The following is a 20,492-nucleotide window of genomic DNA, read 5'->3' as shown; positions in this document are numbered from 1 at the left end:
GCTGTTGCCGGGGCTGCGGAACACCGTGCGGTCCAGCGCCTGGCGCACCGGCACGCCGAGGTCGCGGACTTCGGCAGGCCGATGTCCTCCCGACCAGGGGGCGTCAGCAAGGGGGACGGTATGGATGGCGTTGCTCATCGCCTGACAACTCCTCTCGACAAAACGATCAGGCGATCTTCCGGGCCGGCGCCGGTGCGGCGCCGAAGATCGGTGCGGCACGTTCGGCGGCGAGCTGGATGCGGGCTTTCAGCGCCTCGCTGGTGATCTGGTAGCTGTCGAAGTCGGCCTCGGAGGCGTAGACGCCGATGGGCAGGGTCAGCGACTGGAAGAAGCTGAACAGCGGACGCAATTGATGGTCGAGGACCAGCGCATGGCGCTCGCTGCCACCGGTGGCGGCGAGCAGCACCGGGGTGTCGATCAGCGCGTTCTGGTCGATCAGGTCGAACAGGTGCTTGAACTGGCCCGGATAGGTACCGCGATAGACCGGGGTGGCTACGACCAGCAGGTCGGCGCTCTCGATGGCGCGCAGTTCATGCTCGACGGTTTCCGGCAGTTCCTTGCGGGACAGGGCGCCGCCTACCGAGCGGGCGATGTCGCCCAGTTCGATCAGGTGGCTCTGGATGGGCAGGTGCCTGCCCAGTTCGGCGACGATGGCCTGGGTCAGGACCAGGGTGCGGGAGGGACGGAAGGTGCTGCCGGTGACAGCGACCACTTTGATGGGAGTGCTCATGGCGAATTCCTGATGGTGTTGCAAAGGTGGAATTGTCAGGAGCAAGAGCCGTACCAGGCGCTCAAGCCCAGTAAATACGCGGGTTGCAGGCGGGGGTGTTGAAATACGAGCAGCTTGGCTGCTGGAGCGTTGCTGCTGTGGCAGCAGTCGCAGTCCTGAGTTGGGGAAATTCCGCGTTCGCGAGCAGAGCTCGCTCCTACAGGGCACCCGGACAGCACCGGTTGGTGGGGGAAATCCGTAGGAGCGAGCTTGCTCGCGAGCAAGCTCGCTCCTACGTGATGGCGTCAGAAGTCGTAGCTCACACTGGTGTAGTAGAACGCCCCCTGGGCACCTTCCGGCGAGGTGATGCTGTACTTGGGCACGCCATAGAGCTGCGGCCCTTCCAGCTTGTCCGGATGGCTGTCGAAGAGGTTGATGGCGCCCACCGACAGCTTCAGGCCCTTCTCGAAGGTGTAGGACAGGTCCAGGTCGGTCACCCACTGCGGGCTGAACGTCTGGTCGAGTGCCGGGTTGGTGGCGTTGCGCGCCTGCCATTCGCCGTAGCGGCGCTGGGCGAGCGTCAGGCCCCAGCCCTCATAGAGCCAGGTGGCGCCGAGGGTGAGCTTGTTTTCCGGGGTGCCATCCTCGATCAGTCCCTGGGTGGTCCGACCGACGATCTGCGAGCCCTTGATGCTGCCGACGTCACGCAGTTTGGTGATGCGTGTATCGGTCTGGCTGAAGCCGGCATTCAGGTTCAGTCGACCGTACTGGCGCAGGTCCCACTGGTAGTTGCCGGTCAGCTCGACGCCCTTGGTGCGGGTATCGGCGACGTTGGTGTAGAAGGCCGCGCTCCGGATGCTGGAGTAGGGCGTACCGGCGAAGATCGGCGCCACCACCGAGGCAGGCAGCTGGTCGGAGAGGGTGATGCGGTTTTCGATATCGATGCGGTAGGCGTCGATGGTGAACGACGCATTGGGCAGCGGGCGCCACACCAGACCCAGCGAGTAGTTGGTGGATTCCTCGGGGTCCAGTTGCTTGCCACCCAGCAGGGCGGCTTCGGGGCTGTCGGCGCGAAGCGTGCGTTGCTGCACCTCCACCCAGTTGCCGCTGCCCGGCGGTTGTTCCACCACTTGCACGCTGAACGACGACAGGCCGCTCTGTACCAGCGACGGCGCGCGATAGCCGGTGCTGGCGGTGGCCCGCGCGGCGATTTCAGGGGTGAACTCGTAGCGCAGCGACAGCTTGCCATTGGTGGTGCCGCCGAAGTCCGAGTAGTCCTCGGAGCGCACGGCAACGCCGGCCTGGAGCTTGTCGGTGAGCTGGCCTTCGAGATCGACATAGGCGCCCCAGACTTCGCGATCCAGGGACACGGCGTCGACATTGGTGATGCCCGAGTAGTAACCGGGGATACGCCGTCCGGTGATCGGGTCGACGGTGTTGAACAGCGGCCCGTTTTGCCAGCCGGCAGCCTCACCGGCGCTCAGCTCGAAGTTTTCCTGCCGCCAGGCGAGGCCGGCGGAAACGGTCAGCGGCTTGACCAGCAGGTCGGTGGGGAAGTCCCGCACCCAATCGAGGGTCAGGTTGGTCTGGTCCGCATCGCGAGTGCCGGTGTAGATGGACTCGGGGCTGGTCGCGCCCCAGCTGGGGTTGATGGCGTTGTGGTCGGTGGATTCCACCTCGTTGTCGCCATAGCTGAGCGCGAGGTCGAAGTTGCCCAGGGCTTCGTCCTCGAAGCGCAGGCCGCCGGTGGCCGCATAGTCTTCCAGGCGATAGCGGGTGATGGGCACGCGGCCGTCCGGGTAGCGCGCCAGGGCCACGCTGCCGTAGTTGTTGCGCAGCGTGGTCGGTGGGTCGAAAAAGTTCTCGGCATCGGTGTTCTTGTGGGCGTAGGTGGCGAAGCCATAGGCACTCAGGCCGCCACCCAGGCCGATCTCGCTGTTGGCGACGAGGTTGTACTGGTCCTCGACCTTGCCCGAGCCCCAACGCCAGGTACGGTTCGGGTTGTTCTGTTCGCGCGGTGTGTTGGTGCTGGTGGAACCGGGATAGAAAATCCGGTTGTCGGGGTTGGTGTCACTCGCCGGGTCCTGGTTGCCAGCGTCGAAGGAAAGGGTGAGGAAACCATCGTTGGGCAGCGCGAAACCTTTCCAGCCACTGGCCTTGCGCTGCAGGCCGTCGCCTTTGTCGTAGCCGCCGAAGCGATAACCGAGGTTGCCACCCTGGTCCGCGTCCTTGAGGACGATATTGATGACCCCGGCAATGGCATCGGAGCCGTACTGGGCGGCGGCGCCGTCACGCAGGATTTCCACGCGCTGGATGGCCGTAAGCGGGATCAGGCTGAGGTCCACGGCAGCCGCGCCACGACCGTTGACCAGGCTCTGGCGGGTGACGTTGGCACTGGTGTGGCGACGCTTGCCGTTGACCAGCACGAGGACCTGATCTGACGCCAGGCCACGCAAGGAAGCGCCCTGGGCGATGGAGCCGGCGAAGGCGCCCTGGGGCGACTGCGGGAAATTGAAGGACGGCGAAAGCGCGGTGAGCGCGCCGGACAAGTCGCTGGCACCGGTCTCCTGAAGTCGTTCACCGGAATACACATCCACCGGAGCGGCGCTTTCCAGCGCAGTGACGTCACTGCGGCGGGTGCCGACTACCACCACCGTGTCGAGTTGATCATTGCTTTTGGCGGCAGCGCCGGTTTCAGCGGCCTGGACCGGAATCCAGGCATTGGCGACGACCAGCGCGATGGCGCTGGCCAGTTGGTTGAAGCGGAACATCCGTTATTACCCCTGTTGGCAAGGAATCCTGATTAGGTGAAGCGGGGCGCTTGTTCGCGCCTCTTGTCCTTGCCTTTGAGCAATGGCTGTGCCAGGTGTAAAAACGTAATTAATTCAATGATTTGTGGTTGGTGTGTTGGACGGCGAGCAGGGCGTTGGCTCAGTTCAAGCAGCCGGGAAGCAGTGGGGCAGCAACCTGTAGGAGCCAGCTTGCCGGCGAACCGGAGCTCTTCGCTGGCAAGCGAGCTCCTACGGGGGGTACGACCCGGTTCCGTAGGATGCGGTGGAGCGAAGCGATACCCATCAATGGACGTCTGCCAATGCAAAAGGGGCTGCATCGCTGCAGCCCCTTTTCGTTTGCCTTGCCCGCCGATCAGAAGCGGCTGGTCAGGCTCACGCCCACGGTGCGCGGGTCGCCGTAGGTGATCACGTACTGGCCGCTGCCCACGGGGCCGTTCGGGCGGCCGTGGACCTGGTAGCGGCGGTCGGTAAGGTTGTTGACGAAGCCGGTGACGCTGACCTTGTCGTCCGGGGAGAACCAGGTCAGGCGTGCGTTGGCCAGGGTGTAGTGGGGCTGGCTTAGGGTGTCTTCGCTCTGGCGGTCGGCGAGGAAGAATTCCTTGCCGCGGTAGCTCACATCACCACCGGCCACCAGCTTGCCGCTGCCATCCAGGGGGATGGTGTAGTCGGCGCCGAGGGATACCACTTGCTCCGGCGAACGCACGAAGCGGTTGCCACTGAAATCGCCGGTGACCACGCCGGTGTTCGGGTTGACGTTCTTGAAGTCGGTGTACTCGGTGTCCAGGTGCGACAGCGCGGCACGCAGGTGCAGGCGGTCGGTGGGCTGGGCTTCCAGTTCCAGCTCCGCACCCTTGACCTCGCCGGCGGCGCCGTTGGTGAGGGCGGTGGTGAGGACACCGTTGTTCACCGTCAGCAGGTTCACCTGGATGTCCGTGTAGTCGTAGTAGAAGACGTTGGCGTTGGCGGTCAGGCGGCCGTCGAACCACTCCGACTTCACGCCGATTTCGTAGGCATCCAGTTCTTCCGGGTCCACCGTGGTGAGGCCGGAGAGGCCGCCGGACAGGCCGGTGTTGAAACCGCCGGAACGGAAACCGTGGGCATAGCGGAAGAACACCCGCAGGTTCTCGTTGATGCGGTACTCGGGTGTCAGGTCATAGGTCCAGGCATCCCAGGTCTTGTCCTTCTGGCTGTTGCCGTTGTTGTCGGCACCCAGCACCGGCACCAGTGCGCCGTTGACGCGGCGCAGCTGCACCAGGTCCAGGTCGATGTCCTTCTCCTCCTGGGTCCAGCGCAGGCCACCGGTCACGCTGAAGCGCTCGGTGAAGTCGTAGGTGACGTTGCTGAACAGCGCGTAGCTGTCGGTCGTATGGTCGTAGCTCAGGTCGCGGAACACGGTGCCGACCTGGTTGGTGCCGGTGCCGTTGGGGCTGGTGCCCGGCAGGATCTGGCGAACCTGGGCGCTGTCCAGGTCCTCATGGAAGTAGTGCGCGCCGAGCAGCCAGCGCAGCGAACGATCCTGCGGCGAGGAGAGGCGGAATTCCTGGGAATACTGGTTGTACTCGTTGTCCGTGTCGGTACGGCCATTGACCTCGAAGGGCGTGTAGTCGGCGTCGGTCAGCGCCTGGTTGCGGATGTAGTCGTAGGCGGTGATGGAGGTGAACTTGTAGCCGCCCAGGTCCCAGTTGAGGGTCAGCGAGGTGCCATCGTGGTCGAGCTTGTAGTCTTCGTTGACGTTGAGCTGGATCTTGCTGCCGTGGGGGCGCACGTAGCGGACGTTGTAGTAGGTGCCGATGGGCAGCGAGCCGTTGCTGCCGTCGCCCTTGAATTCGCGGCCGTGGATCTTCCACAGGGCTTCCAGGTCCGGCGTCAGCTGGGCGAGGAATTGCACGCGGAAGGCCTTCTTGTTGACGTCACCGTAGGTCTGGTCCGCCGTGAGGTTCTTGGTGAAGCCGTCGCGCTCCTCGGAGTAGAGGGCAACGCGGCCGGCCAGCCGTTCGTCCACCAGGCTGCCGCCGATGGCGCCGGTGAGGATGCGTTCGTTCTTGCTGCCGAAGCCGATGGTGCCGTAGCCGTCGGTGTCGAAGTCAGGCTTCTTCGAGATGATGTTCACCGCGCCGGCCGTGGTGTTCTTGCCGTACAACGTGCCCTGCGGGCCGCGCAGGATCTCGATGCGCTCCAGGTCGTACAGCGGGCCGCCGCCGGCGATGGGCGCGTTCAGGTAAACGTCGTCGGCGTAGATGCCCACCGGGTAGACGGTAGCGGCACCGGTATCGCCGGTGCCCAGGCCGCGGATGTACCAGCGCGGACGGCCGTCCCCGTCAGGGTTCTTGGCCGACGCGTTGGGGACGAAGGTGGTGATATCGCCGATGGCGCGCACGCCGTCGGCGGTGATGCTGGTGCCATCCACGGCGGATACGGCAACCGGGACTTCCTGCAGGGTTTCTTCACGGCGCTGGGCGGTGACGGTCACGGTCTTCAGTGCGGTGGTGCGCGCTTCTTCCCCCTGAACGATCTTGGCCGGTTCGGCGGCGTATACCTGGCTGCCACTGGAGGCGCCTGTCAGAAGCAGGGCAACCCATATGCCCCGGGTGATCGGATTGAGTTTATGCATGGTCCCTCCCAATTAATCTAAAAGTTGTAGGCGTGACACTCTGAAGTGGACTTTTCTGGTGTTTTGCCGACTGCCTGGAAGTTATTGAGCAGGGACTGTGCCAAGTTTCTATCATTGCCTCTAAAACACCTTAAAAACGGGCTGTAAGGCAATGAAATAGCGTGGTTAAGCGGCTTTATAGAGACTGTTCTTGGTTTTCGAGCAGCCAACTAATGTGTTCGCTGGATTAATCGCGCGGAGAACTTCAAGTGACTTGATGAAGTTTCAGCAGGGTTGCTGGGGAAGTGCTGATTTCGCAGCAGTGAAGTTGTTGCTGCTGCTCCTGCAGCAGCAACTTACTTTTAGACCGCCAGGCGAGAGGTGGCGCCGATGACTTGTTCGAATACGCGCAGGTCGATCCAGTCGCGCACATCGAAGCGGCGGGGAATGAATTCCCAGCGATGGAGGAAGTCGGTGAAGTCCTGCAGGGCTTCGATCGAACGCTCGTCCAGTGTGGTGCGCAGACGCCGATGGGCATCTTCCCCGTAGGCGGTGGCCACCCAGAACTCGCTGGTGTTCAGTTCGCGAGCGAGGAATCGCCGGGTCTCGTCCGGGTTGGCCCAGGCCCATTGCTCGGTACGCAGCACCGTATCGACGATGCGAACCGCCGCATCGAAATGGTTTTCCAGCAGGTGCTGGTCGACGGTCAGGGTACGTGGCGTGCCGTTGTTGGAACGGATCAGCGGGTCCGGGTGCGAACCGGTGTCGACCACCACCCGCAGGCCGAACTCATGGGCCAGGTGGACCGCGTGCGCGCCTTTGAGGAAGATCGCGTCGATGTCACCGCGCAGCAGGCCGATGAGTTCGTTGTTGCGGCGGCTGACACGGCTCACCCCGAGACTCACTTCGGCGCCGTACAGGTGCTGCTTCTGCTCGTCGCTGTAGGTGCCGCCGTAGGGATAGTCCACCAGCTCCACGTCGGAGACCGACAGGCCTTCCAGGCGCAGGGCGTTTTCCAGGCCGCGCAGGGCCTGGGCACGGGTGAAGTCGATCTGCACATTGGCCCACTTGGGCAGGCCGAAGCGACGGTTCTTCAGGTCGCGGATGCTGCGCACGCCGCTGTCCTCGGTGGTGAGGATGAGCTGAACTTCATCACTCCACGACAGGCCCAGAACGCGGGTCTGCACGCCACTGGAGTAGGCCCAGATGGCCGGAATGTTGCCGCCATGGCGGACGGAGTTCGGCAGGTGATGGTCGTAGTGGGCCTCGCGTACTTCCCGTTCGCTGGATTCGCGCAAGGACTGGATATTGGTGCCGAAAGGACGGAATGCCTCGGCCAGGCGGCCGGATTGCACGGCGATGCCAAGCCCGGTGGGAACCGGGCTATGGGTGTACCAGAGGGTATCGAGTGAATTGCTCATGGGGAGTTTCGGTTCTCGGGTTCGGGGCGGTCAGCTCGCCAGGGCGGCGCTGGCGTTGCGCAGGGCTTCCAGCGGCCGGGGATCGATCCACTGGCGAACATCGAAACGTTGCGCCGTGAACTGCCAGCGGTGGAGGAAATCAGTGAAGTCCTGCAGGGCCGTAATGGCGGTTTCGTCCAGGGCGGTGCGCAGGCGCAGGTGGGCGTCCTCGCCGTAGGCCTGGCTGACCCAGTACTCGCTGCTGTTGGTTTCCTTGGCCAGGTAGCGGCGGGTGTCCTCGGGGTGGGCGCTGGCCCAGGCTTCGGCCCGCAGTACCGAATCGAGGATGCCGACGGCCACCGGGAAATGCTGGTCGAGCAGGTTGGAATCCACGCTGAGGGTACGCGGCGTGCCGTTGTTCGAGCGGATCAGCGGCTCGGGGTGGGAGCCGGTGTCGATCACCGTGCGCAGGCCGAACTCATGGGCCAGTTGGGCGGCATGGGCGCCCTTGAGGAAGATCGCATCCACTTCGCCACGCAACAGGCCGACCAGTTCCGCGTTACGACCCTCGGCGCGACGTGCGCTGACCGGTGTGCCGCCGACGTCCTCTACCCGCTGGTCGCTGAAGGTGCCGCCGTAGCGGTAGTCCACGCGCTCCACATCCTTCACCTCCAGGCCTTCCAGCTTGAGGGCGTTTTCCAGCCCGCGCAGGGCCTGGGCGCGGGTGAAGTCGATCTGTGCACCGGCCCAGTCGGGCAGGCCGAAGCGCCGGCCCTTGAGGTCTTTCACGGTGTGGATGCCGCTGTCGGGGCGGGTGAGGATCAGTTGCACCTCATCGGCCCAGGACAGGCCGATGACGCGCGTGTCGCGGCCGGCTGCACGGGCCCAGATCGCGGGAATGTTGCCGCCATGGCGCACGGAATTGGCCAGGGTGTGATCGAAGTGGGATTCGCGCACGGCCTGGTTGTCGGACTCACGCAGCGACTGGATGCGGGTGCCGAGGGCGCCGACGCTGGACTCCAGCCAGCCTTTCTGCACGGCGATGCCAAGCCCGGTGGGCACCGGGCAACGGGTGTACCAGAGGGTATCGAGTGATTGGCTCATGAGGTCTTCCTTGGCGTCAGGCGGTGGCTTTGAGGGGCGAACTGGTTTGTTGTGCGGCGGGCGTGCGCAGCAGCGGCAACACTTCCTGGCCGATGCGCAGGGCTTCTTCCAGGTGCGGGTTGGCGGCCAGGATGAAGGTCGAGAACCCCGCGTCGCGGTATTCGGCAAGGCGCTCGGCGATGTTCTGGTGGCTGCCCACCAGGCCCACGGTCGGCCCCGGCTTGGCCTTGGCGAAACCGGCCCAGAGGTTGGGGCCGAGGATCAGGTCGTCGAAGCCGTTGATGTCCTTGTGGTAAGCGGTCTGGCGGGCGGCGCCGACCGAATCGGAGCCGCTGGTGAACTGCTTGACCAGCGAGCTGCCTTTGCCTTCCAGGCGTTCGAACTGGTTGCGCAGGTCACGCCAGGCGGCCTCCTCGGTCTCGCGGGCGAACAGGTCGACGCGCAGGCCGAAGCGCACGCTGCGGCCTTGCTTGTCCGCCAGTTCACGCACGCGTTCGATGTGCGGTTTCAGCTTGTCCACCGGCTCGGCCCAGTTCAGGTAGACGTCGGCGTGGCGCGCCGCGACGTCCAGGGCGGCGTCGGAGAAGCCGGAGAAGTACACGCCGGGCTTGCGTTCGTTGTGCAGGCCTTGAGGCAGGGAGCCGTTGTCCAGGCGGTAGATATCGCCCTCGTAGGAGAAGCGCTCGTTCTCCCAGAGGCCCTGGATAATGTCGAGGAATTCGCCGGTGCGCTTGTAGCGCAGGTCGTGTTCGAGGAAGTCGCCGTTGGCGCGCTGGCTGGCCGGATTGCCACCGGTGATGATGTTCCACTCCAGGCGGCCACGGCTGAGGTTCTGCAGGATGGCGGCCTGCTGCGCGGCGTAGGCCGGCAGGGTCCAGGTGGCCTGGAACGCGATCAGGAACTTGATGCGGCGGGTTTCGCGAGCCAGTGCGGCGGCGGCGATCCACGGCTCGGGGCCGGTGGGCAGCAGGGCGCCCTCGAAACCGGCCAGCTCGGCGGCTTTCGCCACCTGGGCGATGTAGTCGATGTAGGTGAAGTCATCCGGCGTTCCGTCGGGCAGCAGGCCCGGAGCGATGTCGCCCGGTCGGCGCAGCGAATTACCGCGGTTGTGCTTGTCGGTGCTGAGTTGGGGGCCGTCGGTGCCCAGCGGCAGGCGCCAGAAGAATTCGGTGCTCATGTAAGCTCCTGAGGGTTGGAATTGGCGAGTTGTATCCAGGAATAGCAACCCCCATGCCACGCCCCCTGGCCAGGCCGTAACGCCCGCCAGCTCTGGCTTTCGGCGCTGCTGGCGGAAGGCCGCGGGCGGCGATTGCGTCTCCAGCAGCAGTCCCCCAGCAACCGCTGTCTGGCAGGCAGCAGATTGCGCCGGCGGCCAGCGCCGGCCCCGCACACTGCGCGGGCTGGAGGTGCTGGCACAAGTTCTGCTCTGGGGCTTTCACGCCGTGTAAACGGCCGGCAACGGAGGACCGTTGCGACCCTTCCCGGACAGAAACAGGACCGCTTCCATGACCCAGACAACCCAAACCCTCGACAGTGTCATCCTCGACCAGGTGGTGCAGGCCAAACATGATTTCGAGAAAGCCTTCCGCGTGCTGAAGGAGACCCGCACCATCACCGCGACCAACACGCTCCAGGCCTACCTGCGGGTGCCCGGCAGCGACCTGGTGATCGCCCTGCGCGCACCCAGCCCCTGGGCCGATGACCAGAGCATCCGCGCCTCGGTGGTCAGCCATGACGGCACCGTCCACCTGGACGAAAACCTCGCCCCCGGCAGTGCCCTGGAGACCAGCAAGGAAGCCGGTAGCGGCAAGCGCTACGCGCTGGTGTTCCAGCAGCGCCCGGAGGTCAACCTGGTGGTCCACGTGCACACGCCGTACCTCGGCGGCTGGGCCGGCGCCCATCGCGTGCTGCCGCTGCGCTATGCCGCTTCGCAGCGGGTGACCCTGGCCCGCGAGCTGCCGATCTACATCGACCGCCGCCAGTCCGAACCGTCCTTCATCGTCGAGACCATCAAGGCCAACCCGCACACGCCGGGCCTCCTGGAAGCCAACGGCGGCGCCACCTTCTGGGGTGAAGGCATCCTCCCGGTGGCCAAGCTGATCCTGCTGGTGGAAGAGGGCGCCTACTTCCAGGCCCTGGCGGAAAACCTCGGCGGCTCCCAGGAGTTCGGCCCCGGCGTGCTGGAACAGCAATGGAAAATGACCGGCCTCTGGGACGAGGGCCGCAAGCTGCTGGAACAGGCCGCTTGATGCAGCAGTAAAAAAGCCCGGCAGATGCCGGGCTTTTTCATGTGTAGGTTGGTCCGAGCTACGCGAGGCCCAACGAACAGGCGGGACCCCGCAACGTTGGGTTTCGCTGCGCTCTACGCCAACCTACGGTTGCGCGGTACCTGTAGGAGCGAGCTTGCTCGCGAAAGATCGCGCTCGGGTTGTTCGCGAGCAAGCTCGCTCCTACACGCCGCACAGTCGGTGAATTGGGGGAAAGGGGCGCCGTCCCTGGCGCGAAACCGGTATCAAAGCTCGTTCTTGTAGACCTTGCCGCCCTTCATCACCCACTGGACCTTTTCCAGCACGCGGATATCGGCCAGGGGATCGGCGTGCACGGCGATGATGTCGGCGAAGCGTCCGGCGTCGAGGCTGCCGATGTCTTCACTGGCACCCAGCCATTTCGCCGGGGTGACGGTGGCCGCCTGGATTGCCTGCAGCGGTGTCAGGCCGGCTTCCACCAGGTAGTGGAATTCCACCGGGTTGGTGCCGTGGGGGGTGATGGGCGCATCGGTGCCGTAGATGATCGGGATGCCCGCCTTGATCGCCTTGCCGATGTTCTGCTTGTGGATGGTCCCGGTCTGCTTCAGCACGGCCAGGTTGTATTGGTTGGCGCCGGCTTCCACAGCGTGTTCCAGGGCCAGGCTGTCGATGGCCAGGGTCGGGACGATGGGAATGTTTTTCTGCTTCAGCAGCTTCAGGCCTTCGTCGTCCACCAGGGAGGCGTGCTCGATGCTGTCCGCACCCAGGCGCGCGGCGAGGCGGATGCCATCGGCGCCGTGGGCGTGCACCGCGACCTTCTTGCGGTAGCGGTGGGCGGTGTCGATCACGGCCTTCAGCTCTTCCTCGCTGAACTGGGTCACCCTTGGGTCGGTGCCGCTCATGAAGCCGCCGGTGATGCAGACCTTGATGAAGTCCGCGCCGTACTTGAACTGCTGGCGGACCTTGCGTTCGAAGGCCTCGGCGCCGTTGGCCACGCCTGGGCCGTCCTGGTCCTCTTCGGGCGTACTGACCTGGCCCGAGCAATGGCCACCGGTGGTGGTCAGCAGGGTGCCGGCATCGAAGATGCGTGGGCCGGGAATGTCGCCGTCGGCGATGGCATCGCGCAGGGCGATGCCGGTGAAGGCACGACCGCCCATGTTGCGCAGGCTGGTGAAGCCGGATTCCAGGGTGGCCTTGGCCTGTTTCGCGCCGGCCAGGGCACCACGGGCGGTGCCGATGCGCGGGCCGAAACCGCCCAGGTGCACATGGAAGTCGATAAGGCCGGGCAGCAAAGTACTGTCGCCAAGATCGAGCTGACGGGCTTCGGGTGGAATCGCCAAGCCCTGGCCGACGGCCTTGATCCGGTCGCCTTCGACCAGCACCACGGGGTTGTCCAGCACCTTGCCGGTGTTCACGTCGATCAGGTGGGCGGCCTTGATGGCCAGCAGCTCAGGTGGCGCGGGCGGTGCCTTGGGCGCCTCGGCCTCGGAGGCCTGGGCGAGCCCGGCGAGCAGCAGGGCGGAGGAAGCCAGCATGAGCCGGCGGCTATTGCGAATGGCATGGGCGAGTAGCGATGACATTTTCCGATCCATGAAAAGCCCGCGCGCCATGGCATGAACATGGCGGCGGGAAAAGGAGCCCGATGAGGCTGCATGAAAACTGCCGGGCGAGGTTTTCGCACGGCCTGCCGTAGGGAGATGGAAATCAGCGCCGGGTAGCGCCTTCCTTCTGCTTGGCGTCGAGGATGGCGGTGTATTCGCCCGGGTCCACGCCGTTGAGGTAGTAGTTGCCGACGTGGTGCAGGCGCCAGCGGATCGGGTCGTGGGTGGTGTGTACCCGCGCGTTGCGCCAGAAGCGGTCGAGGTTCCACTTGGTCAGCGAGGCGCTGGCACCGAGCAGGGAGAAGATGTCGCTGGAAATCTTCAGCGAGGCGCTGTCGGAATGAGCGCGCGCCGTGGCCACGGAGAGGATCAGCTCGTCCTGCAGTTCCTTGTTCTCCGGGTCCTGGTCCTGGCGGTCGAACACGCGTGCGGCGTCGCGCAGCAGGGATTCGGCAGCGCGCAGGGCGACGGCGTATTCGCCGATCTGGCGGATGATGTGCGGCTCTTCGCTGGCATTCTCCACGCCACTCTCGACCCAGGGACGGGACTGGCTGCGCAGGTACTGCACCCCGGCGTCCAGGGCACCGGCGGCGATGCCGGTATCGATGGCCGCATGGAGGATCTGCGGGAAGCTCAGCCAGGTGCGCTTCATCGGGCCTTCACGGCGCGAGACATAGCGCTCGTCCAGTTCGATCTCGTTGAAGATCACGGTGCCGCTGACGGAGTTGTTCTGGCCGAATGCCTCCCAGTCGTCCACCAGCGTCAGGCCGGGCGTATCGCGATGCAGCAGCACGCCGACGCCACCGTCGTCGGAGGCGGCGGTCAGGGAAATCCATTCCGCCAGGTAGGAACCCGTGGAGTAGAACTTGCTGCCGTTAAGCACCAGCTTGCCGTCGGCGCAGCGCTCCACGCGGGTCCTGAGGGCGAACTTGTTCTTGCCGCCGACCTCCGCCAGCGCATTGCCGAAGCGTTTGCCCGCCAGCACATCGGCGATCACCCGCTCACGCACTTCCTGCGGGTAATTGGAGGTCAGCAGGCCACGCAGCATGACGTTGTGGATCTGCAGCAACTGGCCGACGCCACCGTCCGCCACGGAGATGATCCGCACCGTTTCCACGATGGTCTCCACCGAGGCCCCAAGGCCGCCATTGGCCTTGGGTACGCCAATGGCAGTGATCCCGCTCTGCGACAACAGCTCGGCCTGGCGGCGCGGCAGCTCGCCATTGCGTGCCGGGTCTGCGGCGATTTCGGCGATTTCCTTCGCCACCTCCCGGGCCGCGTCCAGGGCTTCCGCCTCGTTACGCAGGATGCGCACCGCGCTGGGCGCTTCGCCGGTAGCCAGGCTGCGTTCGGCCGTACTCATGATTCCACCTCTGTCGATTCATCCATCTGCATGCCCGGTCGTGCCGGGCGGTCGCAATGGCTTGAGCAGCTTCTGTGCCAGCGGACAGGAAAAGGGATGCAAGCGAGGATTGGCAGGGCTTCGAGGGTGAACGGCGAAGGTTACCAAACAACAGGCTGCTGCTCTGGCAGCAGCCCTGGAGTGGCGACTGCTTCAAGGCCAGCAGTGCCTGCGCAGTGCTGCTGGCCTGACAGCAGGAGCGGAATGGGGGCGGGCACCTGAGCCCTTCAGTCATGGGCCTTGGGGCGCTTGGCACAGGCATTGCGATGCAGGCGTAACGGCCATTGAAGGCCGCATCGTTCATTCAATCCGGAGTGCCTCATGACTATCGCCGTAGCATCCCCTACCGCTCGCCCATCCACCCTCGACCAGATCTGGTTCACCCGTTGCCCGGTGCCCACGGCTTCCGGCATCGCCTACAAGCTCGGCTGGCTGGCCGAGGAATTCGCCGCAGACGGCCTGCCGGTTTCCACCCTGCAGGACGCCCGCCAGCTCGGCCATCATCACTATGACCACGAGCTACCGGGTCTCTTCCGCGAGGGCGGCAACATCCCCGCCCTGGTCGCCCGTGCTGCGGGCGCACCGAGCCGGCTGATCGGCCTGACCTGGATCGAGGAATGGCAGACCATCCTGGTTCGTCCCGACTCCGGCATTCGCAGCCCCGCCGACCTCAAGGGCAAGCGTCTGGCGCTGCCGGCCTGGTCGGACAGCCGTGGCGGCAGCATTGCGCGGGGCATGAGCCTGCATGGCTACAAGGGCGCCCTGGCATTGGCCGGCCTGGGCTTCGACGACGTACAACTGGTGGAGGTGGCACTGCTGGACCAGGCGGTGGCGCGCACGCCGGAAGAGGGCCTGCAGCGCCTGTGGTCAGGGCTGGATCACCTGGTGCGTGGCGAGGTGGATGGGGTGTACGTGAAGGGCGCATCGGCGGCCGACGCGGCGAGGCGTCTGGGGTTGGTGGTCGGCATCGACCTGGATCGCGTGGCTGGGCCGCGCTGCCGCATCAACAACGGCACGCCGAGGCCAATCACGGTTCACCAGAGCCTGCTCGATGAGCATTTCGACCTGGTGGTGCGCTTCCTCGCCCAGACCCTGCGGGCCGCCGAGTGGGCCAGCGACAACCGCGATGCGCTGCACAGCATCCTGCAACTGGAAACCCGTGCCGGCAGCGAGGGTGTGGCCGAAGCCTACCGCGACGACTTCCACACCACCCTGGCGCCGGATCTCTCGGAACAGCGCCTGGAGTACCTGGGAATCCAGAAGGACTTCCTCAACCTGCATGGCTTCCTGGAGCGGGATTTCGACATCGCCGAGTGGGTGGACCCGAGGCCGTTGCAAGCAGCCCATGAGCTCCTGGCGGTACGTCGCAGGAATTTTTGAGGGCAGCTGACTTACACGCCTGTAGGGGCGAATTCATTCGCCAAGGGCAGCGTAGCTGCCCCCTTCAAGGCCAAAGGGCGAACCTGCGGTTCGCTTGGCGATTGAAATCGCCCCTACAAGTAATCAGTAGCCCTTCAGGCAGACGCCTTTTCCGCCCGCTGCAGCTCGCGCCGACGAGCTTCGGCACGCACCGCCGGGATGATCCAGCGGCCGTAGTCCACGGCGTCGTAGTAGGGGTCGTAGCCACGGTTGAGGAAGGTGGTGACGCCGAGATCCACGTAATCCAGCAGCGCTTCGGCCACGGTTTCCGGCGTGCCTACCAGGGCGGTGGTGTCGCCATAGGCGCCTACGGCGGTGGCGGTGGGCATCCATAGTGCGCGGTCGTGGCGGTCTCCGGCGGCCGCCGCGGCCAGCAGGCGCTCGGAGCCTGTGCCCTTGATCCGCTTGCGCCAGGGACTGCCTTCGGCGAACTGCGGGTTGGCCTGGATCTGCGCGAGAATTTCACCCGCGCGTTTCCAGGCCAGTTCCTCCGTGGGGCCGAGAATCAAGCGCACCGACAGGCTCACGCGAGGTGAGGCCACCCCGGCCTGCTGGGCCGCTGCGCGCAGCTTGCCGATTTGCTCCGCGACGCCGGTCAGCGGCTCGCCCCACAGCGCATAGAGGTCGGCGTGCTTCACGGCGATCTGGTAGGCGATATCGGAGGAGCCGCCGAAGGAAATCGGGATATGCGGTTTCTGCAGCGGCTTGACCGGTGAAAAGGCGCCCTTGATCTGGAAGTACTGTCCGTCGAAGTCGAAGGGCTCTTCGGACGTCCAGGTGCGGCGGACGATCTCCAGGTACTCATCGGTGCGCTTGTAGCGTTCGGTCTTGTCCAGTAGCGGGTCGCCTTCCTGGGGCTCGGCGGTGATGCCGGTGATGGCGTGCAGGCGGATGCGCCCGCCGCCAGTGGTGTGATCCAGCGTGGCGAAGGCGCGGGCGGCGACGGTGGGTGAAGTCAGGGCAGGGCGGTGGGCGATCATGAAGCCCAGGCGCTCGGTGTGCGCGGCAACGTACGCGGCCAATTGCAGGCTGTCGGCGCTGCCGGGGCCGCTGGCGATCAGCACCCGGTCGAAACCGGCATGCTCGTGGGCGCGCGCGTGTTGGCGGAGGAACTCCAGGTCGAAGTCCCCCGTGCGCGGGCCCTGGGTTTCGGACCATTGGCGGGGGAAGACCATCCCGACGAATTCGATGGACATTGTTCACTCCTTGAGGGTTGGCGAAAGGTAATGAATGCGCGGGGCTGACCCCGCGCGGGGTCAGAACTGGTAGTCCACCTGGGCCAGCAGGGTGCGGCCGGGCATGGGCTGGAGGAAGGTGTTGGTGGAACCGGCGAGGCCGCTGACGAAGTTCAGCTCGTCGGTGAGGTTGAGCACGCGCACGGTCGCGCTCCATTGCGGCTGGCGGTAATACACCGCCAGGTCGAGGTTGTACTCGTTGGGCACCTTCACGGTCTTCGACAGGTTCAGGTACCAGTCGCTGGTCCACCAGCCGGACAGCTCGGCACCGAAGCCCGAATCGAAGCTGTAGTCGAGGTAGCCGCTGACGCTGTACTCGGGTATCTGCACGGCATCGAAGCGGCCCGAGGGACGCCGGTTCAGGCTGTTGTTGTCACCAAAGACGGTGCCGTTGTCCGGGATGAAACCGGCGGAGGCGAAGCCGGCCTGGGAGACGAACTCGTTGTAGGCGGTGAGGCGGGTGAAGTTCAGGCCGCTGCGCAGGTTGGCGTTGGGCTGGTAGCGCAGGCTGGACTCCACGCCCTTGATGATCAGGCGGGCCATGTTGTTGTTGCTGTCCGGCGCCTGGTCGCGTTCCTGGCGGAAGGCGGCGAGGGTGAAGAACAGCTGGTCCGGCAGGGGTTCGAGCTTCAGACCGACTTCGTGGAGCACGCTGAGGCTCTTGAACGACAGCGGATTGAGCAGGTTGGCGCCGGCACCTGTGCCCCAGCCGATGCCGTTGGTGAAGAAGCCGGTATTGACTGCCAGGGAACGGTCGAAGGTGTAGTACAGCGTGCTGTAGTCGGTCGGCTTGAACCAGGGGCTGACTTGCACGGAGAACAGTTTGTAGCTGTCGCTGTCCTGGCGCTCGGTGCCGGGGCGCAGGACGAAGGGGTTCTCGATCTGGGCGTCGATCCAGCTGCGGCTTGCGCCCAGGTTCAGGCCGAAGCGCTCAGCGAAGCGCAGGTTGTGCTGGGTGAAGAAGGTCTTGGTGCTCCAGGTGCCTTCCGCCGTGTAGGGCGCGATGGATTCGGCGTAGAGGTGATGGCCCGCCGGGAACATCGGCGCCAGGTTGAGCCAGCCGTAAAGGTCGGAGAACTGCGGAACGCCGGGCTGGCCGATCCAGGCGCCGTTGCCGCCGGCGGGGTTGAGGTTGTTCAGGCCGAGCAGGTCGCCCGGGTTCTTGGTGGACGGGTCCTGGGTCAGGTCGTAGGCGTGGATGGTGGAGCCGAAGCTGTTATTGGCGGCGATGGAGCGGTTGTACTCGTGGCGATAGATCAGCCCGGTATTGCTGTCGTCTCGTACCTTGAGGCCGAAGAATTCACCTTCGTTGCCGGAGCGGAACTCGAAGCGGTTCTCGAAGATTTCGTCCTTGGCCTGGACCTGAAAGGCGCCCACCGCGTCGGTGGTGTCGTCGGAGTCCTGGTAGTAGGTGCTGTTGGCCAGTGTGATGTCCGGGCTCAGGTCCCATTCGCCGCGCAGCTGGGTGGCGAAGCGGCGTGAGGTGTTCTTGTCTTCGGCACGCTGGGAAACCTGCGAGTCCAGGTTGACCAGGCCGTTACCGGCGAGATTGGGGTCATAGACCCAGCCGCGCAGGCTGCCGGGCCGGGCCTGGGTGTTGGGCGAGGCCGCCTGGAAGCTGCCGTTGACCACGCCGAACTGGCCCTGGGCGTTGCGCTGGCGCTGTACCCAGCCGAGCACTGAGGCATTGGCGGCGCCGGATGAGAGCACGGGCGACCAGAAGGTGCTGCCGTTCTGGAAGATCGGCGTCGAGCGGCCGGCGAAGTACTTGCCGCTGTCGGCCAGATCCTGGGTCGGGCGGTTCCAGCCGTGGGTGATGTTCCAGTCGTAGTAGTCGTCGTAGCTGGCGTTCCAGTCGATGCGAGCGTTGTCACCGCGCCAGGCGAAGGCACCGTAGAAGGCGTCGAAGTTGTTTTCGACGTTGTCGTAGAAGGTTTCCTGGCGCTGGCGGGTGATGCTGACCCGGTAGGCCAGCGCCTCATTGATCGGCCCGGTGTTGTCCACCGTGAAACGGGTGGAGTCGCGGGACTCGCCGTCGGGAATCCAGCTGCCCACCTCGCCGCTGAGGCGGGTCTTGAAGCCGTCGAAGCTCGGCTTCTTGCTCAGGTAGTTGATGTAGCCGCCGCTGCCGCTGACCGAGCCGTAGACCACGGAGGAGGGGCCGGCGACGATGTCCGCCCCCTCGTAGGCGTTGAAGTTGGCAGGGTGGCGCACGCTGTAGACGCGCTGGCCGTCCTGGAAGATCTCCGAGTTCTGGGCGCGGAACTGCGGGGCGACACCGGCGTTCTGGCCACCGCCACGGGTGATGCCGGGGGCGTACTTGACCAGGTCATCGGAACTGCGGATCGGGTCGTTGGCCAATTGCTCGGCATTGATCTGGTTGACCGAGCGCGGCGTGTCGAGCACGTCCACCTGGCTGCCGCCATAGACCGACGCCACCGGGCGTACCGGGATCACCGAGGTTTCCGTGTCCAGCTTGCTGCCTTGCACCGTGACGACCCCTAGGCGGGTTTCCTCGGTGGCGGGCTTCTGGCTTTTTGTCTCCGTGTGCTTCGACTCTTCGGCCGTGGCGGCGGCGCTGATCAGCGCGAGGATGGCCAGGGACAGCCGGGACGGACGCCAACCTGCTCGTGCGGGCTGGACGGGGAAAGCGGCGTTGGACATGAACTTCAGTTCTCCGAAAGTGGTTTTTCCAGGGCGAGCCGGTCCGCACCCGCAGGGCGGCCGTTCAGGTTCGAGTGCATTCACGCGGTAGGAAGGAGTTGTCTCTTCACGCAGGCGGGAGTTGTCTCTTGAATCGCCCTTGGGTGTTTCCCGGGAGAGTTCGCGTTGCCTCTTTCAACTGCTGCCTGGGCGGTTTTGTGCCCAGGTCGAATGGGTGATTGCAGGGTCCATGCCATGTGCGGAACGGCGTTTTCTTCCGGGAAAATGGGGCGTTGGAGGGCCGTTGTGGGTGCGATTGCTGGAGGGGTGCTGGGAACGCGGCAGGGGGTGCTGACTCCGTGCTGCGAATTCAGCAACACCCGTGCTACGGCGGGAACCAGATCGTAGGTTGGTCAGCGCGCAGCGAAGCCCAACGGTGCGGGGGCATAAGGTTCGCGCGTGGGTTGGGATTCGCGTGTTGCGGGGTACTGCCTTGTAGGAGCGAGCTTGCTCGCGAACAGACCGAGCGCGATTTTTTTTCGCGAGCAAGCTCGCTCCTACAGGTTTAGCGCCAGTGAGAGGGATCAGGCCTGATCGGCCAGCAGCCCGAGGATGTGCCGGTGCAGTTGTGCCAGTCTCGCGTCATGGCGTTCGCGGGGACGCGGGGCGTCGACGTCGAGCACTTCGCGGATGCGGCCTGGGCGGGAGTCGAGCACCACGACGCGGTCGCCCAGGTAGAGCGCCTCGTCGATGTCGTGGGTGACCAGGATCAGGGTCGCGCCGGTCCTTTTCCAGATGCCCAGCAGTTCGTCCTGCAGGCGCTGGCGGGTCAGGGCGTCGAGGGCGCCGAAGGGTTCGTCCAGCAGCAGTACCTGGGGTTCGGCCACCAGCGCCCGGGCAATCGCGGCGCGCTGGGCCATGCCGCCGGAGAGCTGTTCGGGCCGGGCGTGCTCGAAGCCCTGCAGGCCCACCAGTTGCAGGTAGTGACGGACCCGGGCGCGTTTCTCCTGTTCGTCCAGTGGGCTGCGATGCAGGGCGAGTTGCACGTTCTCTTCGACGCTCAGCCAGGGAAACAGGCGGTGGTCCTGGAACACGATGCCGCGATCCACACCGGGCCCTTGCACCGGTTGCCCGGCCACCCGGACTTCGCCCTGGTCCGCCTGCTCCAGGCCCAGAACCAGGCGCAGCAAGGTCGACTTGCCGCAACCGCTGGCGCCCACCAGGCAGAGAAACTCGCCGGGGCGGGCATCGAGGGAAAGCTCCCGCAGTACTTCGAGGCGCTGACCGGGTAACTGGAAGTGCTTGCTGACCCCGTTCAGGGCTACGGTGGCGGCGCTCATGGCGTCCTCCT

At 65.3% G+C, this 20,492-nt stretch carries 13 protein-coding genes; 2 read left to right on the top strand and 11 right to left on the bottom strand.

Features of this window, described 5'->3' with window-relative positions; all coding sequences use genetic code 11:
* Window positions 1-166 precede the first annotated feature (166 nt).
* The 6 genes from msuE to E8E91_RS21775 form a co-directional block, all read right to left on the bottom strand.
* Window positions 167-730, bottom strand: coding sequence for an FMN reductase (gene msuE / locus E8E91_RS21800; RefSeq protein WP_280378731.1), 564 nt, complete (start codon window positions 728-730; stop codon window positions 167-169).
* Between the two features lie 284 nt (window positions 731-1,014).
* Window positions 1,015-3,480 carry a TonB-dependent receptor gene (locus E8E91_RS21795; protein ID WP_280378729.1) on the bottom strand — a complete coding sequence of 822 codons (2,466 nt, stop codon included), beginning with the start codon at window positions 3,478-3,480 and terminating at the stop codon, window positions 1,015-1,017.
* A 373-nt stretch (window positions 3,481-3,853) separates the two neighbouring features.
* Window positions 3,854-6,112 (bottom strand): TonB-dependent receptor, encoded by a 2,259-nt coding sequence (locus tag E8E91_RS21790; protein WP_280378727.1) that lies wholly within the window; start codon window positions 6,110-6,112, stop codon window positions 3,854-3,856.
* Window positions 6,113-6,453: 341 nt separating this feature from the next.
* Window positions 6,454-7,512 carry an ABC transporter substrate-binding protein gene (locus E8E91_RS21785; protein WP_280378725.1) on the bottom strand — a complete coding sequence of 353 codons (1,059 nt, stop codon included), beginning with the start codon at window positions 7,510-7,512 and terminating at the stop codon, window positions 6,454-6,456.
* A gap of 30 nt (window positions 7,513-7,542) precedes the next feature.
* Window positions 7,543-8,595, bottom strand: coding sequence for an ABC transporter substrate-binding protein (locus tag E8E91_RS21780; protein WP_280378723.1), 1,053 nt, complete (start codon window positions 8,593-8,595; stop codon window positions 7,543-7,545).
* Window positions 8,596-8,611: 16 nt separating this feature from the next.
* Window positions 8,612-9,772 carry an LLM class flavin-dependent oxidoreductase gene (locus tag E8E91_RS21775; RefSeq protein WP_179061962.1) on the bottom strand — a complete coding sequence of 387 codons (1,161 nt, stop codon included), beginning with the start codon at window positions 9,770-9,772 and terminating at the stop codon, window positions 8,612-8,614.
* A 328-nt stretch (window positions 9,773-10,100) separates the two neighbouring features.
* On the opposite strand from E8E91_RS21775, the gene E8E91_RS21770 reads away from it, so the two are divergent.
* On the top strand, window positions 10,101-10,844 hold the full coding sequence (locus E8E91_RS21770; RefSeq protein ID WP_280378721.1) for a class II aldolase/adducin family protein: 744 nt from the start codon (window positions 10,101-10,103) through the stop codon (window positions 10,842-10,844).
* Between the two features lie 263 nt (window positions 10,845-11,107).
* Here E8E91_RS21770 and E8E91_RS21765 read toward each other — a convergent pair whose 3' ends face one another.
* Window positions 11,108-12,421: an amidohydrolase family protein gene (locus tag E8E91_RS21765; protein ID WP_280378720.1), complete on the bottom strand. Its 1,314-nt coding sequence runs from the start codon at window positions 12,419-12,421 to the stop codon at window positions 11,108-11,110.
* A gap of 124 nt (window positions 12,422-12,545) precedes the next feature.
* A complete protein-coding gene (locus E8E91_RS21760; RefSeq protein ID WP_280378718.1) occupies window positions 12,546-13,805 on the bottom strand; it encodes an acyl-CoA dehydrogenase family protein in 1,260 nt (419 codons plus the stop codon).
* 360 nt (window positions 13,806-14,165) lie between these two features.
* On the opposite strand from E8E91_RS21760, the gene E8E91_RS21755 reads away from it, so the two are divergent.
* On the top strand, window positions 14,166-15,224 hold the full coding sequence (locus tag E8E91_RS21755) for an ABC transporter substrate-binding protein (RefSeq protein ID WP_280378716.1): 1,059 nt from the start codon (window positions 14,166-14,168) through the stop codon (window positions 15,222-15,224).
* Window positions 15,225-15,358: 134 nt separating this feature from the next.
* Here E8E91_RS21755 and E8E91_RS21750 read toward each other — a convergent pair whose 3' ends face one another.
* The 3 genes from E8E91_RS21750 to E8E91_RS21740 form a co-directional block, all read right to left on the bottom strand.
* Window positions 15,359-16,459, bottom strand: a complete 1,101-nt coding sequence (locus tag E8E91_RS21750) for an LLM class flavin-dependent oxidoreductase (protein ID WP_280378714.1) — start codon at window positions 16,457-16,459, stop codon at window positions 15,359-15,361.
* Between the two features lie 60 nt (window positions 16,460-16,519).
* Window positions 16,520-19,162 (bottom strand): TonB-dependent receptor plug domain-containing protein, encoded by a 2,643-nt coding sequence (locus E8E91_RS21745; protein WP_280378712.1) that lies wholly within the window; start codon window positions 19,160-19,162, stop codon window positions 16,520-16,522.
* Window positions 19,163-19,725: 563 nt separating this feature from the next.
* Window positions 19,726-20,481, bottom strand: a complete 756-nt coding sequence (locus tag E8E91_RS21740; protein WP_280378710.1) for an ABC transporter ATP-binding protein — start codon at window positions 20,479-20,481, stop codon at window positions 19,726-19,728.
* Window positions 20,482-20,492 lie beyond the last annotated feature (11 nt).

Origin of the sequence: Pseudomonas sp. BN515, assembly GCF_029873155.1 — a bacterium.
Taxonomy (GTDB): Bacteria; Pseudomonadota; Gammaproteobacteria; order Pseudomonadales; family Pseudomonadaceae; genus Metapseudomonas.
The sequence above is the reverse complement of the archived record's forward strand: the minus strand, read 5'-3'. Positions and strand labels throughout refer to the sequence as shown.